Below are 23145 nucleotides of genomic sequence, written 5' to 3'. Positions count from 1 at the left end.
CATGGCCGCCGCGGAGACCCGTCGTCCCAAGACCCGTCTTCTGCGTCTGGCGGCCGTCGTCAACCTGTCCGCGGCGGCGGCGGCCCTGCTGGCCCTCTGGCTGCTGGCCCCGCTGTTCGCGCCGCCGCCCGGCATCGCCGATCCGGGCGCGCGAATGGCCTTCTGGGGGCGGCTCGCCCTGTGGCCGGCGCTGGTGCTGTTCCTGACGGTGGGCGGGGTGCTGGTCGCCCGCGCCCGTTCCGCCGCCCTGAACCCCATCGACGACGCCGAGTCGCGCCTCTACCGGGTCAGCCAGCGCGTGCTGACCAACACGGTGGAGCAGACGCTGATCTTCGTGCCCGCCCTGGCGGCGCTGGTGGCGCAGATGCCGCTGCCCGACCTGGGCTTCGCCCGGCTGGCGACCGCGCTGTTCGTGCTGGGCCGCCTGCTGTTCTGGGCGGGCTACCTGATCCACCCCTATGTGCGGGCGCCGGGCATGGCGGTCACGCTGACCGTCAACCTCGTCGTGCTCGGCTGGGCGCTGGTGCTCGCCGTCGTTTAAGGCGCGGGACGCCCACAACCCGCTCCCCAGCGCCCCCGGCTTGTGTCATAGATTTCGCCGCATGCCGCCCGATTGCCGGTGAAACCGATGACGCTCTTCGTCCGCTGCCCCTCGCTTCTTCAGATCGCCCTGTCCGCGATCCTTCTGCTGACCGCGCTGCTGGAGCTGTTCGACACCATGCTGGAGGACCTGATCGGCGTGGAGATCACCACCGCGCACGGCCTGCTCGTCTTCGCGCTGGGGAAAATCCTCAAGGAGTGGGTCGAGGTCCGCAGGCAGTTCTCCGAAACGCGGGAGAAGCTGGGGGCGGCGCGGGTGACGGAAGCGGCGCCGTCCCGGTTCGGCTGACCCCGAAGGGTCGCTACAGCCAGCGCCGCCGCTTGAAGTAGACCATCGGCAGCGCCGCCGACAGGATCATCAGCATCACCGCCAGCGGATAGCCGAGCGTCCAGCCCTTCTCCGGCATGTTCACGAAGTTCATGCCGTAGACGCTGGCGACCAGGGTCGGCGGGAACAGGGCGACCGTCAGGATCGAGACGATCTTCACGATCTCGTTCTGCTCCACGTTGATGCGGCCCAGCGTGGTGTCCAGCAGCAGGCTGACCTTGCCGGACAGGAACTGGGCGTATTCGCCGAGCCCCGTCACGTCCTGCAGGGCGGCGCGCGCCCAGCGCCGGGTCCGCTTGGCCGGGGTCCAGCCCTCGCCGCGGGCCAGGAAGGTCAGCAGGCGGTTGAGCGTGGACAGGCTGACATGGGCCTTGCCGATCAGGTGCCCGGTGTGGCCGATGCGCTTCAGCGTGCGGGTGTCGTCCCGCCGCTCGCCCTTGACCGGCAGGGCGCGCCCGCGGAAGGCGCGGCTGCCCATGGTGTCCAGTTCCAGCCCGACGCGGCGCAGGACGGCGGCGGTGCGCTCCACCACCCCGTCCAGCAGGGCGGCCAGCACCGCCTCCGCCGTCCGTTCCGCGCCGCCGCTGCGCGTGACGCGGCGGCGGAAGGCCAGGAAGGGCTGGGGGTCGACGGCGTGGATGGTGGCGAGCCGCCCGCCGGCCAGGACGAAGCTCACCGGGACGATGCGCGGCTGGTCGGTGTCGGCCCAGACCAGGACGAGCGCGGTCATGTGCACGGCGCCCGGGGTGATGCGCAGACGGCTCGATTCCTCGATCTCCGCCATCTGCTCCCGAGTCGGCAGCTTGACGCCCATCAGCGCCTCGGCGCGGGCCAGTTCCTCCGGGGTCGGATTCTGCAGGTCGAGCCAGACGGAGTCGGCGGGCAGCGGGGTGGCGACGCCCTCGGCCTCGCGGGCCCAGCGCAGCCGGTCACCGTCGCAGGCGAAGACGTGGAGCATGGCGGCCCCTTGGGCTTTAGAGGAGGCGGCCGAAACGGCGCGGCTTGCGCGGCTCGGCGGGGCCGGCGGACTCGCTCGCGGCGTCCCCTTCCGGCAGGTCGACGGGCGCGCCGTCCTGGCGCAGCGCGGCCTCCAGCTTGCGGCGGAAGGCCCCGCCGTCGTCCTTGGAGTCGAGGAAATGCCCGACGGCTTCCTTCGCCGAGTCGCGGTCGTAGGGGACCTTGCCGAAGACCGACAGCTTGGCGCGCTCCAGCAGCTTCGGGTCCATCCGTTCGCGGATGGCCTTCATCTGGCGGAGCAGGTCCTTGCGCACGTCGGACATGGCCGGTCCCCTTCGCGTAACCCGGTTACTCGCGGCCGATCAGCGTGCCGGCCCCGCCCTCGGTGAAGATCTCCAGCAGCAGGGCGTGCGGCACCCGGCCGTCCAGGATGACGGCGGCGTCCACACCCTGTTCGACGGCGTCGATGCAGGTCTCGATCTTCGGGATCATGCCGCCGGTGGCGGTGCCGTCGGCGATGGCGGCGCGCGCCTGGTCCAGCGACATCCGCGGCACCAGCTCCTTGTTCTTGTCCAGAACGCCGGCCACGTCGGTCAGCAGGAAGAATCGGGTGGCGCCCAGCGCCGAGGCGACGGCGCCCGCCGCCGTGTCGGCGTTGATGTTGTAGGTGTCGCCGTTGCGGTCGAAGCCGATCGGGGCGATGACCGGGATGATGTCCGACTGGGCCAGCGACGTGATGATCTGCGGGTTCACCTGATAGGGCTCGCCGACGAAGCCGAGGTCCAGCACCTTCTCGATGTTGCTGTCCGGGTCGCGCTGGGTGCGGCGCAGCTTGCGCGCGGTGATCAGGCTGCCGTCCTTGCCCGACAGGCCGACGGCGCGGCCGCCCGCGTTGTTGATGGCGGCGACGATCTGCTTGTTGATGGAGCCGGCCAGCACCATCTCGACCACCTCGACCGTCTCCTTGTCGGTGACGCGCAGGCCGTCGATGAAGCTGGACTTGATGGCCAGACGCTGCAGCATCTGCCCGATCTGCGGGCCGCCGCCGTGCACGACCACGGGGTTGATGCCGACCTGCTTCAGCAGGACGATGTCGCGGGCGAACTTCTCCGCCAGGCTGTCGTCACCCATGGCGTGGCCGCCGTACTTGATGACGAAGGTGCGCCCGGCGTAGCGGCGCATGTAGGGCAGGGCTTCGGACAGGGTGCGGGCCTTGGCGAGCCACTCGTCGCGGGTCGTGTTCTGCACGGGATGGAGCCGTTCGTCGGGGTGGGCCAATCGGGTGAGATTCCGCCGACTCTTTAACGGAAAGCGCGGGGGGTGCCTAGGGGGCTTTTTCAGGCGGGCGCCGCCTCCGGGAACCCTCGCCGCGCCCGGCGGTTCGCCTGGGGGTGGACAAACCGGTCAAGGACCCCGTCATGAACGACCGCATTATGCCGACGCCGCGCAATCCCTTCACCGAGGCCCACAAGGCCGAGATGGAGGAAACCGCCCGGCGGGCCGAGGAGATTTACGGCGCGCCCGACGCGCAGGAGGTGACGGAGGCCAACAAGGCGCTGAAGGAGCAGGCCCGCGGGGGCGGAAAGGCCAAGTCGGACAGCGCGGACTCCGAGGGGCCGGGCGCCGACCCGGTGGTGACGGGGAACGTGCGCAAGCCCGGCTGAGGAAACAGGCCGGCCGGTCAGGACGCGCCGGCGTGGCCCGCCCGGCCGCCGGCCAACCGCCCGGCCAGCAGGGTCATCGGTTGGGTCAGCGCGGTGACCACCACGGCCATCAGCACCATGGCGGAGAAGCAGGCGTCCGACAGCACCCCGGCCTCCAGCAGGATGGTCAGGACGATGACCTCCATCAGCCCCTTGCAGGACATCAGCGTGCCGAGGCGCCAGGAATCGGCCGCGCTCTCGCCGGACAGCCGGGCGGGCAGGGCGGTGCCCAGGACCTTGCCCAGGATGGTCGCCGCCGTCGCCAGCGCGAAGACCCACCATTGCGCCGCGGCGGCGAGGTCGAGGCTCACCTTCAGCCCGGTCAGGGTGAAGAAGAAGGGCAGCAGGATCAGCGTGGCGAAATGCTCCAGCCGGTCCAGGATGGCCGCGGCCAGCCGCCGCGGCATCACCGTGCCGGCGACGAAGGCTCCCAGGATGTAGTGCAGCCCGATCAGCTCCGTCACCGCGGCGGAGCCGAGCAGGGCGACGCAGGCGACGACCACCGCCGTGTCGCCGACTGTGCCGTCCGGAGCGACGCGGGTCATCAGCCGGGTCAGCAGGGGGCGGGCGAACAGCGCCGTCGCGGCCAGATAGGCGAAGCCCAGGACGGCGATCCACGCCACCCCGGCGAAGCCGCCGCTTCCCCCCGCCGCCAGGGCCAGCACGGCGGTGATGAGAATCCACAGCAGCGCGTCGTTGACCGCCGCATAGCCCAGGGCCAGCCGGCCGACCCGCTCCCCGAGCAGCCCCATCTCGCGCAGGATGGCGCCCAGCACCGGCAGGGCGGTCACCCCGACGCAGATGCCGAACCCCGCGGCGAACAGAAGCGGATCGGCCTTCGGCCCGGCCATCCCGGGAAAGGCGCCGACGATCCACCAGCCCAGCGCCCCGCCGAGCAGGGTCGGCACCAGCATGCTGGACAGGCCGACGCCGGCGAAGGCGCGCCCGCGCCCCTTGAACTCCTCCAGGTCGAGATGCAGCCCGGTCAGGAAGGCGAAGAAGACCACGGCGAGCAGAGCCAGCCCGGACAGGGGCGCCAGCGACTCCCTGGCGAACAGCGGCTGCCAGAGTTCCGGGGCGGCCTGCCCGAGAACCGACGGGCCGAGCGCGATCCCGAACAGGATCTGGATGACCACCATCGGGGCCACATGCTTCAGTCCGGACAGCCGCCACAACAGGAAGGGACCGGCGATCAGCAGGATCGCCTGGAGGAGGAACAGCAGAGCCGGCGTCAGCTCGACGGGCATCGGGTCATCCCAGGCTGGCGAGCTGGGCGAGGCTGGCCCGCAGCTCGGCGATTCCCTGGCCCTTCTCGGAGCTGGTGACGTGGATGTCCGGGAAGGCGGCGGGGTGCTTCTTGATGGCCGCCACGGTGCGCTTGCTCACCTCGGCCAGCTCCTGCGACCGCACCTTGTCCGACTTGGTCAGGACGACGACGTAGGGCACCGCCGCCTGATCGAGCATCGTCATGATCTCCTCGTCGTTGGGCTTCAGCCCGTGGCGCGAATCGACCAGCACGAGAGCCCGGCGCAGCGTGACCCGGCCGCGCAGGAAGCGGCGGACCATGTCGTTCCAGATCTCGATCTTCTCCTTCGACTCCTTGGCGTAGCCGTAGCCGGGCATGTCCACCAGCTTCAGCCGGTTGCCGAGGTTGAAGAAGTTGAGCTGCTGGGTGCGGCCCGGCGTGTTGGAAGTGCGGGCCAGCGTCTTGCGCCCGGTCAGCGCGTTGACGAGGCTGGACTTGCCGACGTTGGAGCGGCCGGCGAAGGCGACCTCGGGCAGGTCGGCCTCGGGCAACTGCTCCGCCGTCTGGGCGCCCCAGATGAAATCGCATTCCTTGGCGAACAGAAGCCGCCCCGCTTCCAGGGCCTCCTCGTCGAAACCGGAGATCGGGGAGTTGCTGGACGTGGTCATGGACGGCGCTTTCGAAAGACACGGGGTACGGATGGTCGTGACCGGCCCAAAACATAACCGCCGGCAAACGCCCGTCAAGGGAGGCGCTTGCCGGCGGTCGATGCCCTGGTGTCAGGGAAGCCGGGTATCAGGCGAGGAGAACCCTCAGGTCACCTTCACACCGTCCTGCCGCATGATGATCCACTGCTGGGCGATGGACAGGGTGTTGTTCCAGGCCCAGTAGATCACCAGACCAGCCGGGAAGCTGGCGAGCATGAAGGTGAAGATGATCGGCAGGAACTGGAACACCTTCTGCTGCACCGGATCGGGCGGTGCCGGGTTCAGCTTCTGCTGGAAGTACATGGTGATGCCCATGATGATCGGCCACAGGCCCAGCATCAGGATGTGCGGCGGCTGCCACGGGATCAGACCGAACAGGTTGAAGATGGTGGTCGGATCGGGCGCGGACAGGTCGTGGATCCAGCCGAAGAACGGCGCGTGCCGCATTTCGATGGTCACGAACAGCACCTTGTACAGCGCGAAGAAGACCGGGATCTGGATCAGGATCGGCAGGCAGCCCGACACCGGCGAGACCTTCTCGCGCTTGTAGAGCGCCATCATCTCCTGGTTCAGGCGGACCTTGTCGTCGCCGAAGCGGTCGCGCAGCTCCATCATCTTGGGCTGCAGCTTCTTCATCTTGGCCATCGCGTGATAGGACTTGTTGGCCAGCGGGAAGAAGGCCGCCTTGACGATCACGGTGAAGACCAGGATGGCGATGCCGAAGTTGCCGAATAGGCGGCCCAGCAGATCCAGCCCGTAGAAGAACGGCTTGGTCAGGAAGTAGAACCAGCCGAAGTCGATCGCCAAGTCGAAGTTGGCGATGCCCAGCTTGTCCGAATAGTCGTCCAGCAGGCGAACCTGCTTGGCGCCGGCGAACAGACGGTCCGTCAGCTCGATGGTGGCGCCGGGGGCGACCTCCACGGCCTTGCCCAGCGTGTCGACCTGGTAGCGGTCGGTGCCGCCGGGGGCGGAGTGGACGAAGCGGGCGGTCATCGGGGCCTTCTGGTCGGGGACCAGGGAGACCAGCCAGTACTTGTCGGTGATGCCGATCCAGCCGCCGGTGGACTGGGCGGAGATGGTGCCGGCCTTGCGCAGGTCGTCGTACTTGTGCTCGTTCAGCTTGCCGTCGAAGACGCCGAGCGGGCCTTCATGCAGGATGTAGTAGCCGTCGGTGTGCGGCGTGCCGGCGCGGCTGACCAGGCTGTAGGGCAGCAGGCTGACCGGGGCGGAGCCCGTGTTGCGCACCCTCTGGGTGATCGTGAACATGAAGTTCGGATCGATCGCGATGGTCCGCTCGAACACCAGACCCTTGCCGTTGTCCCAGGTCAGGACCAGCGGCTGGTCCGGCGTCAGCGCGGTGCCGTTGGCGGTCCAGCGGGTGTCGGCGCCGGGAACCGGCTGCGACTTGTCCTCCGGAACCCAGCCGAACTCGGCGTAATAGGCCTCGGGCGTGCCGGCGGGGGCCAGCAGGACGATTTCCGGGCTCTTGGGATCGGGGGTGACGCGGTAGTCGGCCAGCGTCAGGTCGTCGATGCGGCCCCCAACCAGATTGACCGATCCGTGCAGCGACGGCGTGTTGATCTTGACGCGCGTTCCGGCGGCCATCTGCTCGGCGAGCAGACCGGCGCGATCGCGGACCGTGGCGGGAGCCGCGGTACCGGGGACCGAACCGGGAGCGGCGCCCGGAGCGGGCGCGGCGCCGGGGGCGACCGACTGCTCCGTCTGGGCGGCCTGCTGCGCAGCCTGCTGCTGCTTCACCCGGGGTCCATCGTAGAAATACTGGAATCCCAGGAGGATGGCGATCGACAGAGCGATCGCGAGGATGAGGTTGCGTTGATCGGTCATGGCATCCCGGTTGCCGTGGGCCTTCTGTTAAGAAGGGGGCCGAACGCCGGTTTTCAGGCCGGCATGCGAATTGCTGCATCGATGCGCCGCTTCGTCCGGCCCGTGCGAACAGCGGGTGGACCGCCCCGGTTCGGGCACGGGATCATATCCCCACCCGCCCCAGGGATGGCAGCGCAGAAGCCTCCGGACGGTCAGCCAACTGCCCCGGATCGCTCCGTGCTTAGATAGCGCATCCAGCGCGTAGTTTGAACAGGTCGGCTGAAATCGGCAGTGCCACCCGATGAAGGGCGACAGGGTCCACTGATAACCGACCACGAGCGCGCGCAGAAAATAGGCGAGCGGGCTCACGCGCCGACCTCCCCGCCGCCGGAACCGTTGCCGGTCCCGCCGTTGGAAGCGACGGCGTTTGGCCCGCCATTCACCTCGTTCCTGGACGCGTCGCGCCACAGGCCGAGGCGTTTCAGCGCCGCGATCAGATCGCCCACAAGCTCCGTCCACGGCCGTTCGGCCGTCGCGGCGCGGGCCACCAGCACGAAATCGTGACCGGGGGCCGCGTGGGCGGTCAGAATTTGGCGGGCCGCTTCGCGAAGGCGGCGGCGTGCGCGATTGCGCACGACCGCGTTCCCCACTTTGCGGCTCGCCGTCAGGCCAAGACGAATCGGCGGCTCGCCAGGGGCGGGCCGCTGCCGTTCGTCGTGTCGGCGCACCTGCAGGATAAGGCCGGGAGCCACATGCTTGCGCCGTGTACCGGCCACGGCCAGAAACTCCGGCCGCCGCTTCAGGCGCCCGACCCTGGGGTCCGGCGCCGCCATGCGTATCAGGCGCTCAGGACACTGCGGCCCTTGGCGCGACGGCGGGCAATCACCTTGCGGCCACCGACGGTCGCCATGCGGGCGCGGAAGCCATGCCGGCGCTTGCGCACGATTTTGCTGGGCTGGAACGTGCGTTTCACGGCACCATACTCCTCGATCTCAGGGCAAAAAATGAGCCCCGCTGTATAGAGGTACCGACCCCCGGAGTCAATCACGCGCTGCCACCCAAGCGTGGGAAATATTCTCCGTTCGGATGGGCAAAGACAAGAAGGGTGGCGCAAAGGAGGGTGAAAAGGGGTAGGGCCCTGCCTCCCCCGCCGTGCGGCGTGTTTACCCCCTGACATTCGCGAAAGGTCCGGGGGAAGTCGGCATGCTGCACCGGCGGCAATTCATCGTGTCCAGAAACACCCACGCGCTCCGTCCGGATTGGGTGAGCCGTGACATCGGCGGGCTGGTCCTGTCCCATTGTCCCGACCTGCCGGTCCGGCGCGTGCTGGGCGCCGACAAGACGGTCTGGCACCTGCTGGGGCTTCCCGTGCAGACCGACCCGGCGCGCCCCGACCCGGTGGAGGCGCTGGCCGCGTCCCGCGCCGGGGACATCGCGGAGCTGTGCCGCTCCTGGACGGGACGCTGGCTGCTGCTCAACAACCGCGCGGTCCATCTCGACACCGGCGGGACGCTCGGCTGCTTCTACGGGATGGTGGACGGCGCCCTGACCCTCACCTCCAGCGCCGGGGTGATGGCCGAACTGCTGGGCGACGAGGCCAGCTTCCGCCGCCCGCTGGCCCACGAGGCCGGGCTCGACTGGTACCCGCTGCCCGGTTCCGGTCTGGCGGGGGTGCGCCGGCTGCTGCCGACCCAGGTGCTCGACCCCGCCCGCCCGATGGACGATCCGGGCTTCCTGACCTTCCGCCGGCCCTTCCCGGCGGTTCCGCCGGGCTTTTCCGATGCGCTGGCCTACGAGCGGATGGAATCGATCCTGGTCACCGCCATCCGCAACCTGCACCGGACCCTGTCGGGGCCGGAGGGCGGCAACCGCCCGCTGCTGCTCCAGCTCACCGCCGGCTACGACACGCGGCTGCTGCTGGCCGCGGCGCAGAAGGCCGGGGTGCCCTTCGCCACCTTCACCTTCGACCACCGCGACCTGACGCCGGGCGACCGCAAGCTGCCGCCGAAGCTGGCCCGGCTGGCCGGGGTGGAGCATCACCTGATCCCCTGCCCGCCGCTGGACGCCCAGCGGGCGCGGGACTACGCCGCCCACACGGGCGGGCACACCGCGGCGATGGACGGCGAGTTCTACGCCAACGGTGCCTGGGACGGCGTGCCGGAGGGCGCCGTGGTCCTGCACGGCGGCGTCTTCGAGGTGGCGCGCTGCTTCTACTGGGGGCAGATCCCGCCGGGCCTCGCCGCCGACGGCGAGGACACCGCGGCCCGGATCTTCGACGCCTTCCGCGGCAAGCTCTACAACCCGCCGTCCCATTGCGAGGCGCTGCGCGAGTGGCTGGCCTGGGTGGCGCGGACGCCGGACGTGCTGCCGGGCGGCACGATGGACCTGCGCGACCGCTTCTATCTGGAGCAGCGGGTGGCCGGTTGGCTGTCGGCCATCGACCAGGGGGTGGACCTGACCGGGCGGCAGCTCTTCCAGGTCGGCAACTGCGCGGACTTCCTGGCGATCGCCCTGGCCATGCCGGTGGACGTCCGCCGCTCCAGCCAGCATCAGGCGGAGCTGATCCGCCGCATGGCCCCGGACCTGTTGAGCGAGCCGATCAACCCGCCGCAGCCCGCCGTGCTGCGCCAGCTCCGCAAGCTGCCGCGCCGCCTGAACAAGCTGCGCACGGCGATTGGGCACCATCTGGCGCGGACGTCGGCGTAGGGAAGGGCTTCAAGGGGGGCGGCTTGCCCCCACACCCTTAACCCTCCCCCGCTGGGCGGGGGAGGGGATTGTGGCTTGGCGTCGGGTCGGGTTGGGGAAGGCCGGGTGCGGCCGTCCTCGACAGGTGCAGCCAGCGGCGGTAGGCGTCCTCGTTGACGGGGGCGCGGTGCTTCAGGCCGACGCGGAGGATCTCCGGCAGGGCCAGCAGGACCTTCAGGTCGGTCAGCCGCGGGCCGTGCCGCAGGTTCTTCCAGCTGTTGCCGATCCAGCTCCGCGCGAAGCGCCAGGGCAGCAGGCCGGCGGGGCAGCGGGCAACCTCGCGGATCAGGTCGTTGCGGTGGTTGTAGAAACGCTCCAGCCCTGGCTTGCGGCCTTTCTCGCTCTTGTCGTGATAGACCATGATTGCGGGCAGGGCGACCACCCGGTGGCCGGCGCCGATCAGCCGCAGGCAGCGGTCCTTCTCCTCCCCCTGGCGGTACAGCTCCGGCATGTAGAGGCCGACGGCGGCGACCGCGCTGCGGCGCAGCAGATGGCCGCAGCCGACGTACCAGGGCGCGTCGAAGGGGTCGGATTGGGGCGGAAAATAGACCAGCCCGTCGCGCGTCTCGATGTTGCAGGCCACCGCCGCCACGTCCGCGTGCGTCTCCATGTAGGCCACCGCGCGGGCGAGGCCGTCCGGCTCGGCGAACCAGGAATCGTCATCCACCGACAGCACGTAGTCGCCCGCCGTGTTCACGAAGCCGAAGTTGCGGGCGTAGATCAGCCCGGCGTTGTGCGGCAACCGGACATAGTGGACGCTGGGGAACTCCCCCCGCACCATGGCGTCGGTGCCGTCCGTGGAGCCGTCGTCCACCACCAGGATCTCCGCGACGGGGTGCGTCTGGGCGAGCAGGCGGGACAGCGCGGTGCGCAGCTCCGGCGCGCGGTTGAAGGTGGCGATGACGGCGCTGACGCTGGGCATCAGGCGACCTCGCTGGAGGAGGACGGGGCGGCGCGCGGCCGCTCGGGCAGGGGCAGCCGGACCGGCGGGCGCTTCAGCTCCTCCGGATACTCGTCGCGCAGGCCGGACAGGTAGCTGTCCAGGAAGACCCGCAGGCCGCGGAAGTCCCGGTTCACCAGATAATGGGCGGTGTATTTGGCGATCATGCGCGGAATCACCCCCGCCTTCTCGTAGTTGGCGTGGATGTAGCCCATGTTGCGGAAGAAATGCGGCGCCCGGTCGGCCCGCATCGTCTCCACCGTGCCCAGCCGGCCGCCCAGCACCTTGTGCTCCGTCCGCGACATGCCGGGATGGATGTGGAGCGCCTTCACCGCCGTGCCGACCTTCAGCCCGGCGCGGCGCGCGCGCAGGGTGAACTCGTATTCGTCGCCCCAGATGAACATCTCGCGCTTCACGTTGCCGATCCGCTCGAACACCGCCCGCCCGATCAGCGTGCCGTTGAACAGGGCGATGGTGCCCGGCGCCAGCCCGTCCACCGCCCGCGCCATCAGGCTGTCCGGGTCGCGGGTGCCCTGCATGGGAAAGGCCAGGGTGGAGCGGTCCTCCGCCGCCAGCACCAGCGGACCGACCATCGACAGGCCGTGGTGCCGCGCCTGGGCCAGCAACTCGGCCAGCGCGCCCGGCTGCGGGATGCCGTCGTCGTCGGTGCTCCAGATCCAGCGCGCGCCGAGGCCGAGCGCCGTCTCGAAGGCGGTGTGGTAGGCGCCGGCGGAGCCGCAGTTGGCCTGCCGCACCACGACCAGAGCGTCGCCCCATTGCTCCGTCTGCGCGGCCAGCCACTCCGGCGTGCCGTCGCTGGACCCGCTGTCCACCACCACCAGCCGTTCCGGCCGCGGGTGCTGCCCGAGGATCGCCGCGACGCAGGTGGCGAGGAGCGGCAGGCGGTTGTGGGTGACGACGATCGCGACGACGCCGTGGGCGATGTCCGTCGAAACGATGTCCGCCGAATCAGTGTCCGCCGGGAATGTGTCGTGAGCCATGGCTGGGCGGTTCCTCCTGGTCCTGTCCATCAGTCGGTTTGGGTGCGCGTGGGGGCGCAATCGCCCTGGCCGGGCCGGCAGGGCAGGATGGCGACGTCCGGCGAGGGGTCGGTGGCGCCGGACAGCACGCCCAGCCGCCCCAGCGTGCGGGCGACCGCCCGCGCCGCGTAGAGCTGCCCCTCCAGCCCCCAGCGGCTGCCGTTGGGCGTGTACAGATCGCGCACCCCGCCGGCGGCCAGCGCCGTCAGGCCGGCGGCCAGCGGCACCGCCTGGAGCGTCGGGTCGGCGGCCATCACCTCGTCCACCGCGGACCGTTGGGCTGGCGGATCGAGCAGGAAGTCGGCGTAGACCGTCCCCTTGTCCGGCGCGACCAGCAGCAGGAAGCGCGTCACCCCGTTGGCCTCCACCGCGTCCTGGATCGCGCGCAGCGCGGCCCGGCGCTCCTCCAGCAGGCGGTGGTCGGCACGCCAGGGCTGGAAATCCTCCGCGCGGAACAGGCTGGTCGTCGCGGCGGCGGAGCTGAACAGGCCCGCGTAGGACAGGGACCGCTCCTCCACCGGGCCGCCGGACACGTTCAGCAGCGCGCGCGGCAGCGCCTTGGTCAGCAGGTCCAGCGCGTGGCCGACCGGCGGCGGGTTCCAGGCATGGGCGCGGGTGCGCTCCAGGACGCGCGGCTGGCGGTTGAGGGGCTGGACGGCGAGGGGGCGCGGGGCCGCCGCGCCGTGGGGACGGGGGGCGGTGATGGTGGACAGCTCCAGCCCGCCGACCGGCGCCTCCAGCGCGCTCTCCGATAACTGCAGGATCACCACGCGCGGCGGGCGCTCCCGGAAGTCGGGGGATGCCAGATGGTCGGCCAGCGTCGCGGCGCCGGCTGGCCGCACGCCGACGGTCAGGCCGGTCAGGTTGCGCAGATGGTCGGTCCAGTAACGGCCGTAGCGGCCGTGGCCCTCCGCCGTGTCGGGGCGGGAGAAGCCGTCGCCGAACACCAGCACGTCGTAGGACGCGCCGGACCGGGCCGCCTCGGCCAGAGGCGGCATGAAGATCGCCTGGGGTGTCCTGGGGCCGAAGCGGTTCTCCGCGTAGCCGCCCAGCTCCGTCAGGTCGCCGTCCGGCGGGTCCAGAGCGAAGGCCAGCGGCAGGACCAGCGCGGCGGCCAGGGCCAGCCCACGCAGAAGGATCCTGTCCAGCCCGGCCGTCACCGGTCGCCTCACGCCCGGTCCGCGGGGAACCGGAAGCCTGACAGGCGGAACACGGGCAGGCGGCGCTGGGCGAGCGGCGTCCCGGCGGAGTCGCCGATCCACAGGCGAAGCGCCTTGGTCGCGCCGATCCACAGCAGAATGGGCAGCAGCGAGAAGAAGCCGAACTTGACGATGGTGATGTTGCCGTCGCGGTACCATTGCAGCGACAGCGGGATGAAGGCGCAATAGAACAGCACCGCGTAGCGGTTGGTGAAGCCCGATTCCCAGAACCAGCGGTGCAGCCGGCCCAGGATCAGCCCGACCACCACCATGGTGACGATCACGCCGATCCACCCCGCGCTCATCCAGCCGTCGCCGGCCAGCGAGGTGGTGAGGTTGGAGAAGTTGCCGAAATCGTGCAGCGACACCCATTTGATCGGCGCGCCGATCGGCTTGTCCGGCCACAGCATGCGCGGGATCGGCTCGGTGAAGAGCTGGAGATACTGGGTGAACCAGGTGTAGGTCCCCGACTGCTGCGGCACCGCCCACAGGATGAAGGCGAGGAAGTCGAAGTTGGCGATGTCCTGGTTCGACACGCTCTCGACGAAGGAGCCCTCGCCGCCCTGGAAGATGCTGAACAGCTTGCCCGGATTCTCGGTGCCGGCCAGCACGCCGCGCAGGAAGTCGCGGTTGTTGCCCAGCGTGTGGAACAGCAGCAGCACCGGCAGGCCGCAGGCGAGCTGCCACCAGCGGAACCACTTGGTGCGCGTGTGGTAGAGGATCAGCAGCACCATGCCGAGCACGCCCATGATGATCGCCCAGCGTCCCCAGCCCAGATAGGCGCGGTAGCTGACGAAGGCGATGAACGGGATGAAGGACAGCGGGTGGAAGCGGCTGACCCAGATGATTCCCAGCGTCAGCGGCAGGCCCATCGAATGGGCCTCGGCGATGTAGCCGGTGGTGTTGACGTAGACCGGCTGGCCGGTCAGCGGGTCGCGCTCCATCTGCACGTCGCCGGTGCCGGTGAAGTCGGCGCCGTCCTGGCGCAGGATCGCCGAATAGATGGCCAGCGGCCCCAGCGCCGCCACGGTCAGGGCGAAGGCGGTGATGTCCAGCCGGTCGAAGGTGAAGGTGGGTGCCCGGCTGAGGTCCGGCTTCACCCGCCCGGCCCAGCCGCAGGCGACGGAGAAGGCGACGAGCGCGACCGAACTGACCGTCAGGGACTTCACGAACTCCGCGGCGCTCGGCCAGTAGCCCATGAACAGCCAGGCGTTGTCGATGCCGAAGCCGTGGACCAGCAGCGGGCGGATCACGAAGACCAGCGTGTGAAAGATCAGATAGTAGGTCAGCGGGTGGAACATCGACGCGGTGCCGGTGCTGAGGAACACAACGGCGACCAGGGCCACCACCAGCACCTGCGCGATCAACGCCGTTTCGATCATGCCGGACTCCGCCTTACCTCGTGAACGCGCGGCACCGCCGGCCACGGCCGGTGGTGTGACGGCCGGTGGGGCGGTGTCGTCGTGCCCGCCCCCGGGAGCGAAGGCGGCACTCCGGGAAGCAACACCGCCGGACCCGGACGGGTCCCCCCGTCCGGGAGCGCAGACGGCGAGGGCTGCCCGGTCAGGGCTATCCGCGCCGCGCCTTCGAGGCACCCCGTTCGCGCTTTTGCTTCATCCGCCCCCCGCCGCCAGTTTCGCTGGGGTGCCGAACGGAGGTGATATGACGCGCCGGACTCCTGGACTCTTCGCGGGCGGGCTGTTGTGGCTGGTCCTCTTCCTGGCTGGAACCCACCCGTCCTTCGCGGCCGACCCGGCGATCCACGTCTCCCCCCAGGGCGACGACCGCTGGTCCGGGCGGGCCGCCGCCTCCACCCCGGACGGGCGGGACGGCCCGGTCGCCACGCTGGCCCGCGCGGTGGAGGAGGCGCGCAAGCGCGGCCTGCACCTGATCCTTCTGCGCGGCGGCACCCACCGGCTGACCGACACGGTGACGCTGGGGCCGGAGGATTCCGGGCTGCGCATCGCCGCCTATCCCGGCGAGACCCCGGTCCTGTCGGGCGGCGAGGCGGTGACGGGCTTCAAGGCGGAGCGGGACGGCGTCGTCTCGGCCCCGCTGGCCCGCGAGCCGGGGCTGGACGTCAGCGCCGGCGGGGTGCGGCTGCGCGCGGCGCAGAGCGGCGCCTTCGATCCGCAGGACCCGATCCGCAGCGGCTGGTTCGTCGCCCAGCAGACCAAGGGCGGCGGCGACAAGCGGCAGTTCCGCTTCCCGCCCGGCACCGTGCAGGCGGCCTGGGCGGCCCCCGGCGTGCGCGTCCAGGCGCTCGACCGCGAGCGGCAGGCCGACGACATCCGCGGCATCGAGCGCATCGACCGCAACGGCACGCTGGTGCTCGACCGCGACGGCTGGTACCCGTTCCGCGACGGCAGCACCTTCCGCCTGCTCGGCCACCCCGACTTCCTGAAATTTCCCGGCCAGTTCGCCTGGAGCGCCAAGGACCGCCGCCTGCTGCTCCGCCCCCAAGACCCGGCGGCCTTCGCCCGCGACGGCGAGGCGGTGGTGGCGCGCACCGCCCCGCTGATCCAGGCGGAGAAGGCGGATTCCATCACCATCGACGGGCTGTCCTTCGCCGACGTGCCCTACAACGGGGCGGCGGTGCGGCTGGCCGGCGGCTCGGGTCACCGCGTCCTCGACAACCGCTTCTCCGCCGTCGGGACGGGCGTGCTGCTGGTCGGCGTCGCGGACAGCGAGGTGCGCGGCAACCGGCTGGAGCATCTGGGGCGCAGCGGGATCGAACTGACGCCGGGCAGCGCCGGCAACCGGATCATCGCCAACACCATCCGCCATGTCGGCGAGGTGAACTTCTACGGCGGCGGCATCATGAGCGCCGGGGTGACCCGCACGCGGATCGCCCACAACGACATCCGGCACGCCGCGCGCTACGGCATCTCCATGAAGAACTGGAACCCGGAGACCAAGAACACCGACAACGTGATCGAGTACAACCGCATCCGCGACGTCGGGCGGGAAACCGCCGACCTCGGCGCCATCGAGACGCTGGGGCGCAGCGACATCGACACGAAGCTGGTGATCCGCTTCAACGACATCCGGGGGACCGGCGGGATCGCCACCGACGCGGCGGGCCGCTGGATGACCCGCTACAAGGGTTTCGGCGTCTATCTGGACGACCTGACCAACGGCGTGCGGGTCGAGGGCAACTTCCTGGAGGACACCGGCTGGGCCTCGGTCTTCATCCATGGCGGCGACGGCAACCGTGTGGAGAACAACATCGCCGTGCTGACCGACGAGCGCGACCGCTTCCTGCGCTTCGAATGGGTGCCGTCGGCGGGAACGGCGGGTTTCCTGCGCGACAACGAGGCCAGCCGCAACATCATCCACGCCCGCGTCCCGGTGGAGCAACTGGTGACGGCGCTGACCGGCGGCGAATACCGGTTGGAGAACAACATCTTCGACCGTCCGGGGCGCGGGCTGCGCGCGCCGGGGGCGCCGGTGGAACGCACGCAGGCGCGCTCCGTTCAGGGAGGCAACCTGCCGGACCCCTATTTCATGAACCCGTCGAAGGACGATTACCGCCTGCGCCCGAACTCGCCGGCCCTGAAGATCGGCTTCCAGGAGCTTCCCTGGTCGCGCATCGGCCCGGAAGGGGCCCGCTGAGCCCGTGGACACGCATTGTCCGTCGCCCGAGGCGCCGCCGTCCGCCACCATCGGTCTGGCGCCGCCGCGGCTCGACCTGTCCGCCCTGCCGCCGCGCATCCTGCGCGAACTGCGCGCCAGCCATGTCGGCGAGACCGTGGCGGTGTGCCTTTACGACGGGGTCGCCGGCGCCACCACCGACCCGGAGGTCCTGCGCTTCGCCGCGTCCCACCGCCGGGTCGAGCGGCGGCACCTGCGGCTGTTCGAGGCGGTCCTGCCGCCGGAGCGGCGCAGCGCGCCGATGGCCTTCTGGCGCTGGTCGGGCCGGATAATGGGCGGGCTGCCGGCTTGGCTCGGCCCGCCCTATTTCTACGCGGTGGTCGCCGGGGTGGAGGCCTGGGTGGACGGGCATTACGCCCGGCAGATCGCCCTGGCGCGGCGCCTCGCCCCCGACCCGGACCTGCTGGATCTCCTGGAGGCCTGCCGCCTCGACGAGCGTCTCCACGCCCGCGACGCCGCCCGGCTGGACCCGGCGCCGCCCTGGACCGCCCGCGCGCTGGCTAGGCTGGCGGTGTTCCTGTCCCGCGTTGGGGTGAGGGCGGCGCGCTGGGTGTGACGGCGCTCAGCCCATGGCGCGCTTCGGGCGGACGGCGGTTCCGGCGGCTTCGGGCAGCGGGCCGGCGATGCGGTTGAGCAGGGCGTCAAGGCCGCTGTGCCCGGCCTCGTGGGCGGCGCGGGCGCGGGCGTGGGCCTGCTCCGAGGCGAGCGCCAGCGCGTCGCGGTCCTTGGCCCACAGGCGCAGCGCCGGCAGCACCGCCTGGATGAAGTCGCGGTCCTGCGGGACGAGGCCGGGGCGGGGAATGTCGCTGCCGATGCAGCCGCGGTCGTAGGCCAGCACCGGCACGCCCGCCGCCATCGCCTCGAACAGCACCAGCGGCTGCGCCTCGTTGCGGTAGCGGGTGGGGAAGACGAACACGTCGATGTCGCGGTAGAAGGCCGCCTTGGCGTCGTCGTCCACCGGGCCGCGATACTCCACGTCGCCGTCGAAGGCGGCGAGCCCGGCGGCGACCAGCGCGTTGTCCATGCGCCCCAGACCCGGCCCGGCCAGCACCAGCTTGACGTCCACCCCCTCCGACCGCAGGGCGCGCAGCAGGGTGAACAGCGTGTCGAGCCCCTTTTCGGCGCACAGGTTGGACAGGTGGCCGATCCGCAGCGGGCCGGACCTGCCGTGGCGCGGGCGCGGCACCGGCGGGGTGAAGATGGCGTTGGAGACGCTCATCGCCGTCTGCGCCGCCGGATAGAGCGCCTGGAACCGCGCCTGCATGGCCGGGCAGAGCAGCACATGCATGCAGTCCGTCCCGGCCAGACGGGTCAGCAGGCTCATCCGCCAAGTCGGCCTGGAGATGGTGGCGAAGGAATGGTGGTGCAGCGTGCGCTCATAGCCGAACAGCCGCGCCGTGCCGGCCAGCGCCGCCGTGTAGAAGATCCCCAGCCCCGAATCGACGGGCATGTAGAAGCGCCGGCCGGGGATCGTCGCCCCGGCGGCCAGACGCAAGCCGGCCAGCAGGACGCGCATGGCCTTGGCCGCGTGGTAGCGCAGGCCGCCGCCGTTCCAGCCCGGCGACAGGTCCGCGACCTCCACCGTGGCCTGCACCGGCCCGCGGCTGCGCAGGCGGTCCAGCACCAGGGCGGTGACCCGGCTCATCCCGTCCGTGGGCGGGGGAAGGCGGCCCGAGACGACGATGTGGGGGGTGTTGCGGCGGTCGGTCATCAGGCTTCGCTTTCACGGGTGCCCTTGCGGGCGCTTTCATCAGTGCTTTGGGCAGCGTCTTTGCGGGCGCCCAGGCTGTGCAGGGCCTTCTCCACGGCCTCCGCGAAAAAGCCGGCGTCGGCCAGCGCCTGGAAGGGCCGTCCGTTGAGACTGAGGCGGCGCCATTCCGCCTCGTCCGACGCGACGGACAGCATGTGGCGGGCCAACCCCTCGGGGTTGTCGGGTTCGACGATGTGTCCGTTCAACCCGCTGCGGATCAGCACGTCGCGGGCGCCGCACTGGTCGGACAGGATCGTCGGCACGCCCATGGCCAGCGCCTCGTTCACCACTAGCCCGAACTGCTCCTCCAGCGAGGGCAGCAGGAGGCACAGGGTGGAGCCCAGCGTCTCCGCGATCCCCTTCTCCTGGAGGAAGCCGCGGAAGAGGATGTGCCCCTCCAGCTCGCGCCGGGCGACCTCCGCCCGCAGGTCGGCCTCCAGCGGGCCGGAGCCGCAGAGGTGCAGGGGCCGCGCCGCGTCGCCCGCCAGCCGGCGGTAGAGGTCGTAGGCCTCGACGGCGCGGAACAGGTTCTTCTTCGGCACGAAGCGGGCGATGATCGTGAAGTGCCGCTCGGCGAAGGGCACGCCGTCGGGGGCGGGGGTCATGCCGGACAGCCGGCGCACCCGCTCCAGCGACAGGGTGTCGTAGCCGATGAACAGCCGGTCCTTGGGCAGGCCGAGGAAGCGGTAGTAGTCGACCGTGCGGTGGCTGCCTCCGATCGCCGCCTGATAGGGCTTGTAGAGCAGGGACTTCAGCGCCTCGCGCCAGAGGACGCGCGGCTTGTCGTCGAACTTCGAGGCGTTCATGTTGACGACGCGCCGGCCCATCAGACGCATCGTCACCGCCAGGGCGAAGACGTCCGGCTCCTCGTAATGGCACAGGAAGACGTGGCTGGCCCCCGCCTTGCGGCATTCGCGCAGCAGGGCGCGGTAGACCTGGAAGGACGGGATGTCCGCCTTGGAGCGTCCGGGGAACAGCGTGACCTTGCGGAAATGCTGCCCCTCCCCGGTGGAGTCCCAGGCGTAGGTGTGGGACTTCGACCCGACCTCCAGGCCGACCACGTCGTAGAGATGGCCGAGCCGCCGCCCGACCGCCTCCAGCCGGTCCATGTGGTAGGGGCCGAACATCTCCCAGGAAAAGACCAGGGCGGGCTTCGTCATGCGGCGTCGTCTCCCAGCAGCAGCGCGGCGTAGCGCGCCAGGACGGCGCTGCGGCTGGCGTTGCCCTCCACCCAGGCGCGGCCCCGGCGGCCCATCGCGGCGCTCCGGGCGGGGTCGTTCAACAGGTCGGCCACGGCCTGCGCCATGGCCTCCGGCGCGTCGGGCGGGGTGCGCCGGAAGGCGTCGATCTCCGTCCCCAGCCGGTCGAGCGCCGAGCCCGGCAGGCAGGTGCAGACGAAGGGCCGCCCGGCGGCCAGGATGGTCACCGCCTTGCCCGGCATGGCGAAGGCCGCCCCCTCCGGACGCTGCGGCACCAGATGCACGTCGCCCTCCGCCAACCCCTCGGCGAGGCGGTCGGAGGGGATCAGCGGCGCGAACTCCACGTTGGGCAGCGCCATCGCCCTGGCCTGGGCCTTCAGCTCCTCCTCCAACCCGCCCTGGCCGCGCAGCAGCACGCGGGCGTCGGGGCGCAGCGCGTGGAGGTGGCGGGCCATCTCAAGCACTTGGTCCAGCCCCTGCTTGCGGGCGAAGGCGCCGCTGTAGAGGACGGTCGGCGGCTGGCCCTCCGGCCGGGGCAGGGGGCGGATGGCGTCGGCGTCGACATGGGGCGGGATCACCGTGATCGGCCGCCGCACGCCGAGGTCGCGCAGCACGTCGGCCATCGCCTCCGACAGCACGACGATGCCGTCGGCGCGGTTCAGCGCGGTGCGCTCCACCGCCTGGATGGCCTTCAGCGCCCCGCCGCCGCCCATGCCCAGCGCGCCGGCGAGGCCGGACTGGATGTCGTGGACGATGGCGATGTGCCGGCCGCCCGGCGCGCGGAAGCGGTCGGCGACGGCGACGCTGAAGATGGAAGGGCAGAGCGACAGCACGGCCTTGTGCCGCGCGACGCGCCCGCGGGCGCGCGCCGCCAGGAAGCCGGCGTGCAGCACCCCCTCGTGGATCAGCCGGGCCTTCATGCCCCCGCCCTTCGGCGGGATGGTGAACAGCCGCTCGATGCGCACGCCGTTCACGGTGCGGCGGTCCTCGGCCCCGTCGGCGTAGCCGTCGTAGATGGCCTGCCCCGGATAGTTGGGGCGGGCGGTCAGCACGGTCGTGTCCGTCCCCGCCGCGGCGAAGGCGGTGGCGAGGTCGGTCATCATCGGCGCGCTGCCGGCCGGTTCCGGCCAATAGCTCATCGCCACCAGCAGGACCGACGGCGGCAGGACCGATGGCGGCAGGGCGGCCGACACCGCCGGTCCTTCGGAGGCCGGGGCGCGCAGGGGTGTGGAGTCATCGGGCATCGGCGGTCACTCCGCGGCTTCGCCGGTCGTGGTGGCTGGCCGGGGAGCCGCCGTCGGGGCGGCGTTCTCCAGGAACCACGCGTAGGTGCGGCTCAGCCCCTCCTCCAGCCCGACCTTGGGCCGCCAGCCGGTGGCGAACAGGCGCGACACGTCCATCAGCTTGCGCGGGTGGCCGTCCGGCTTGCTCAGGTCCTGGGTCAGCGTTCCCTCGTAGCCGACGATCCCACGGATCAGCCGGGCCAGATCGCCGATGGCGATGTCCTCGCCGGGGCCGACGTTGATGATGTCCTCGCCGTCGTAGCGCTCCATCAGGTGCAGGCAGGCGTCGGCCATGTCGTCCACATAGAGGAACTCGCGCCGCGGCGTGCCGGTGCCCCACAGGGTGACGCTGGGCGCACCCTCCGTCTTCGCGTCGTGGAAGCGCCGGATCATGCCGGGAATGGCGTGGGACCCCTCCGGGTCGAAATGATCGCCGGGGCCGTAGAGGTTGGACGGCATGGCGCAGATGGCGTTGAAGCCATACTGCCGCCGGTAGGCCTGGCACTGGGTGATGCCGGCGATCTTGGCGATGGCGTAGGGCTTGTTGGTCGGCTCCGGCGGGCCGGTCAGCAGCGCCTCCTCCTTCAAGGGCTGCTCCGCGAACTTCGGGTAGAGGCAGGAGGAGCCGAGGAACAGCAGCTTTCTCACCCCCGCCCGCCAGGCCGCGTCGATGACGTTGGTCTGGATGAGCAGGTTGTCGCGGATGAAGTCGCCGCCGAAGCGCTCGTTTGCCAGGATGCCGCCGACCTTGGCCGCGGCCAGGATCACGTAGTCGATCTTCTCCCGGTCGAAGAAGGCGCGCACCGCGGCCTGGTCGGTCAGGTCCAGCTCGTCGCGGCCGCGCAGCACGAGGTCGCTGTAGCCGCCCTCCACCAGACGGCGGACGATGGCCGAGCCGACGAGGCCGCGGTGCCCCGCGACGAAGATGCGGCTGTTTCGCTCCATGGGTCTCGGTTCCCTTATTCGGCGGCGCTGGCGATCGGCGCGTCGCCGTCGCGGCTGCGGGCGGCGTACCAGTCCACCACGCCGGGCAGACCGTCCTTCAGCGGGATGCGCGGCGTGTAGCCGAGCGCGGAGAGGCGGGCGATGTCGGGGCTGCGCCGTTGGGTGCCGCCGGGGGCGGGCGGCCCGATCCGGATGTCCGCCACCCGTCCCAGAACGCCGACGATCTGCCGGGCGAGCTCGGCGATGGAGATCTCCTCGGGGTTGCCGACATGGTAGATGCCGAGATGCTCGCCGCGCTCGATCACCGTCATGATGCCGTCCACCGCGTCGTCGATGTGGACGAAGGCGCGGGTCTGGGTGCCGTCGCCCTGGATGGGGAAGGGCACGAGGACCTCCGACGTGCGGTCGATGGCGTCCACGGCGCGGCGCACGAACTCCGGCACCACATGCTCCCAGCCCATGTCGGGACCGTAGACGTTGTGCGGGCGGAAGATGGCGACGCGGTCGAAGCCGGTGCGGCCCCAGTTGACGGCCAGAAGCTCGGAGATCAGCTTCGACCCGCCGTAGCTGTAGCGCGGGTTCAGCACGTCCGGCACGACCAGCGGGATGTCCTCCGGGGTCGGCACCATCGGCGGGGTCTGGTAGGCCTCGGAGGAGGAGGCGACGACGAGATCGCCCACCCCGTTCGCCCGGCAGGCGTCCAGCACGTTCAGCATGCCGCGCACGCCGACGTCCAGCACCACCTCCGGCTTCTCGTAGAAATGCTTGGTGCCGTTGACGGCGGCCAGATGCAGCACGCCGTCGACGCCGCGCACCGCCTTGTCCACCGCGGCGGGGTCGCGGATGTCGCCGGACACGAATTCGACCGCCTGGGCGGCGTCGCCCAGCCGGCGCGGGTGGCCGCGGGAGTTGTCGTCGAGCACGCGGACACGATGCCCGTCGCGCACCAGCCGGCGGACGAGGGCGGCGCCGATGAAGCCGCTGCCCCCGGTCACGAGATAATGTTTCGGCATTGCTTTTCCTTA

The 23145-nt window shown here is 70.9% G+C and carries 24 protein-coding genes; 6 read left to right on the top strand and 18 right to left on the bottom strand.

Annotated features, from left to right (window positions below; all coding sequences use genetic code 11):
* Window position 1 precedes the first annotated feature (1 nt).
* Together ABVN73_RS11075 and ABVN73_RS11070 are read left to right on the top strand one after the other, a co-directional pair.
* Window positions 2-541: an MAPEG family protein gene (locus ABVN73_RS11075; RefSeq protein WP_353858034.1), complete on the top strand. Its 540-nt coding sequence runs from the start codon at window positions 2-4 to the stop codon at window positions 539-541.
* 87 nt (window positions 542-628) lie between these two features.
* Window positions 629-889 carry a hypothetical protein gene (locus ABVN73_RS11070; RefSeq protein WP_353858033.1) on the top strand — a complete coding sequence of 87 codons (261 nt, stop codon included), beginning with the start codon at window positions 629-631 and terminating at the stop codon, window positions 887-889.
* A 13-nt stretch (window positions 890-902) separates the two neighbouring features.
* Here the strand turns inward: ABVN73_RS11070 and ABVN73_RS11065 are convergent, their stop codons facing one another.
* From ABVN73_RS11065 to argB, 3 genes are read right to left on the bottom strand one after another with little or no spacing between them, the layout of a single operon-like run.
* Window positions 903-1886 carry a magnesium transporter CorA family protein gene (locus ABVN73_RS11065; protein WP_353858032.1) on the bottom strand — a complete coding sequence of 328 codons (984 nt, stop codon included), beginning with the start codon at window positions 1884-1886 and terminating at the stop codon, window positions 903-905.
* Window positions 1887-1902: 16 nt separating this feature from the next.
* Window positions 1903-2208, bottom strand: coding sequence for a hypothetical protein (locus ABVN73_RS11060; RefSeq protein ID WP_353858031.1), 306 nt, complete (start codon window positions 2206-2208; stop codon window positions 1903-1905).
* 25 nt (window positions 2209-2233) lie between these two features.
* Window positions 2234-3133 carry an acetylglutamate kinase gene (argB, locus tag ABVN73_RS11055; RefSeq protein WP_014239273.1) on the bottom strand — a complete coding sequence of 300 codons (900 nt, stop codon included), beginning with the start codon at window positions 3131-3133 and terminating at the stop codon, window positions 2234-2236.
* A gap of 170 nt (window positions 3134-3303) precedes the next feature.
* Here argB and ABVN73_RS11050 point away from each other — a divergent pair, with 170 nt between their 5' ends.
* Entirely contained in the window at window positions 3304-3549 is a 246-nt protein-coding gene (locus ABVN73_RS11050; protein WP_353858030.1) for a hypothetical protein, read from the top strand.
* A 17-nt stretch (window positions 3550-3566) separates the two neighbouring features.
* Here the strand turns inward: ABVN73_RS11050 and ABVN73_RS11045 are convergent, their stop codons facing one another.
* The 6 genes from ABVN73_RS11045 to rpmH form a co-directional block, all read right to left on the bottom strand.
* Window positions 3567-4835 carry a cation:proton antiporter gene (locus tag ABVN73_RS11045; RefSeq protein ID WP_353858029.1) on the bottom strand — a complete coding sequence of 423 codons (1269 nt, stop codon included), beginning with the start codon at window positions 4833-4835 and terminating at the stop codon, window positions 3567-3569.
* A gap of 4 nt (window positions 4836-4839) precedes the next feature.
* A complete protein-coding gene (gene yihA, locus ABVN73_RS11040) occupies window positions 4840-5502 on the bottom strand; it encodes a ribosome biogenesis GTP-binding protein YihA/YsxC (RefSeq protein WP_353858028.1) in 663 nt (220 codons plus the stop codon).
* A 144-nt stretch (window positions 5503-5646) separates the two neighbouring features.
* On the bottom strand, window positions 5647-7386 hold the full coding sequence (gene yidC, locus ABVN73_RS11035) for a membrane protein insertase YidC (protein ID WP_353858027.1): 1740 nt from the start codon (window positions 7384-7386) through the stop codon (window positions 5647-5649).
* A 27-nt stretch (window positions 7387-7413) separates the two neighbouring features.
* A complete protein-coding gene (gene yidD / locus ABVN73_RS11030) occupies window positions 7414-7734 on the bottom strand; it encodes a membrane protein insertion efficiency factor YidD (RefSeq protein ID WP_081862847.1) in 321 nt (106 codons plus the stop codon).
* Window positions 7731-8198 carry a ribonuclease P protein component gene (gene rnpA / locus ABVN73_RS11025; protein WP_353858026.1) on the bottom strand — a complete coding sequence of 156 codons (468 nt, stop codon included), beginning with the start codon at window positions 8196-8198 and terminating at the stop codon, window positions 7731-7733. Before rnpA ends, yidD begins: the two co-directional genes overlap by 4 nt.
* Before the next feature lie 5 nt (window positions 8199-8203).
* Window positions 8204-8338, bottom strand: a complete 135-nt coding sequence (gene rpmH / locus ABVN73_RS11020) for a 50S ribosomal protein L34 (RefSeq protein ID WP_014239280.1) — start codon at window positions 8336-8338, stop codon at window positions 8204-8206.
* A 230-nt stretch (window positions 8339-8568) separates the two neighbouring features.
* Between rpmH and ABVN73_RS11015 the strand changes: the two genes are divergently transcribed.
* Window positions 8569-10071, top strand: a complete 1503-nt coding sequence (locus tag ABVN73_RS11015) for a hypothetical protein (RefSeq protein WP_353858025.1) — start codon at window positions 8569-8571, stop codon at window positions 10069-10071.
* A gap of 37 nt (window positions 10072-10108) precedes the next feature.
* Here the strand turns inward: ABVN73_RS11015 and ABVN73_RS11010 are convergent, their stop codons facing one another.
* The 4 genes from ABVN73_RS11010 to ABVN73_RS10995 are packed head-to-tail and all read right to left on the bottom strand — an operon-like array spanning window position 10109 to window position 14671.
* Window positions 10109-11032: a glycosyltransferase family 2 protein gene (locus tag ABVN73_RS11010; protein WP_353858024.1), complete on the bottom strand. Its 924-nt coding sequence runs from the start codon at window positions 11030-11032 to the stop codon at window positions 10109-10111.
* The gene (locus ABVN73_RS11005) at window positions 11032-12051 is read right to left on the bottom strand and encodes a glycosyltransferase (RefSeq protein WP_353858023.1); all 1020 of its coding nucleotides are present in this window, start codon (window positions 12049-12051) and stop codon (window positions 11032-11034) included. Before ABVN73_RS11005 ends, ABVN73_RS11010 begins: the two co-directional genes overlap by 1 nt.
* Before the next feature lie 29 nt (window positions 12052-12080).
* Window positions 12081-13262, bottom strand: coding sequence for a hypothetical protein (locus tag ABVN73_RS11000; protein WP_353858022.1), 1182 nt, complete (start codon window positions 13260-13262; stop codon window positions 12081-12083).
* Complete coding sequence (locus ABVN73_RS10995; protein ID WP_353858021.1) at window positions 13259-14671, bottom strand: hypothetical protein; 1413 nt, start codon at window positions 14669-14671, stop codon at window positions 13259-13261. The genes ABVN73_RS11000 and ABVN73_RS10995 overlap by 4 nt, the downstream gene beginning before the upstream one ends.
* A 280-nt stretch (window positions 14672-14951) precedes the next feature.
* On the opposite strand from ABVN73_RS10995, the gene ABVN73_RS10990 reads away from it, so the two are divergent.
* Both ABVN73_RS10990 and ABVN73_RS10985 read left to right on the top strand, forming a co-directional pair.
* Entirely contained in the window at window positions 14952-16904 is a 1953-nt protein-coding gene (locus tag ABVN73_RS10990; protein WP_353858020.1) for a right-handed parallel beta-helix repeat-containing protein, read from the top strand.
* Window positions 16905-16908: 4 nt separating this feature from the next.
* Window positions 16909-17499: a demethoxyubiquinone hydroxylase family protein gene (locus ABVN73_RS10985; protein ID WP_353858019.1), complete on the top strand. Its 591-nt coding sequence runs from the start codon at window positions 16909-16911 to the stop codon at window positions 17497-17499.
* A 6-nt stretch (window positions 17500-17505) separates the two neighbouring features.
* Here the strand turns inward: ABVN73_RS10985 and ABVN73_RS10980 are convergent, their stop codons facing one another.
* From ABVN73_RS10980 to ABVN73_RS10960, 5 genes are read right to left on the bottom strand one after another with little or no spacing between them, the layout of a single operon-like run.
* On the bottom strand, window positions 17506-18654 hold the full coding sequence (locus tag ABVN73_RS10980) for a glycosyltransferase family 4 protein (RefSeq protein WP_353858018.1): 1149 nt from the start codon (window positions 18652-18654) through the stop codon (window positions 17506-17508).
* On the bottom strand, window positions 18654-19853 hold the full coding sequence (locus ABVN73_RS10975; protein WP_353858017.1) for a glycosyltransferase: 1200 nt from the start codon (window positions 19851-19853) through the stop codon (window positions 18654-18656). The genes ABVN73_RS10980 and ABVN73_RS10975 overlap by 1 nt, the downstream gene beginning before the upstream one ends.
* Entirely contained in the window at window positions 19850-21136 is a 1287-nt protein-coding gene (locus tag ABVN73_RS10970; protein WP_353858016.1) for a glycosyltransferase family 4 protein, read from the bottom strand. Before ABVN73_RS10970 ends, ABVN73_RS10975 begins: the two co-directional genes overlap by 4 nt.
* Before the next feature lie 6 nt (window positions 21137-21142).
* The gene (locus ABVN73_RS10965; RefSeq protein WP_353858015.1) at window positions 21143-22120 is read right to left on the bottom strand and encodes a GDP-L-fucose synthase; all 978 of its coding nucleotides are present in this window, start codon (window positions 22118-22120) and stop codon (window positions 21143-21145) included.
* A gap of 14 nt (window positions 22121-22134) precedes the next feature.
* Window positions 22135-23133, bottom strand: a complete 999-nt coding sequence (locus tag ABVN73_RS10960) for an SDR family NAD(P)-dependent oxidoreductase (protein WP_353858014.1) — start codon at window positions 23131-23133, stop codon at window positions 22135-22137.
* Window positions 23134-23145: the final 12 nt, after the last annotated feature.

Origin of the sequence: Azospirillum formosense (assembly GCF_040500525.1) — a bacterium.
Classification (GTDB): domain Bacteria; phylum Pseudomonadota; class Alphaproteobacteria; order Azospirillales; family Azospirillaceae; genus Azospirillum; species Azospirillum formosense_A.
This window is presented reverse-complemented; position numbering and strand designations above follow the sequence as displayed.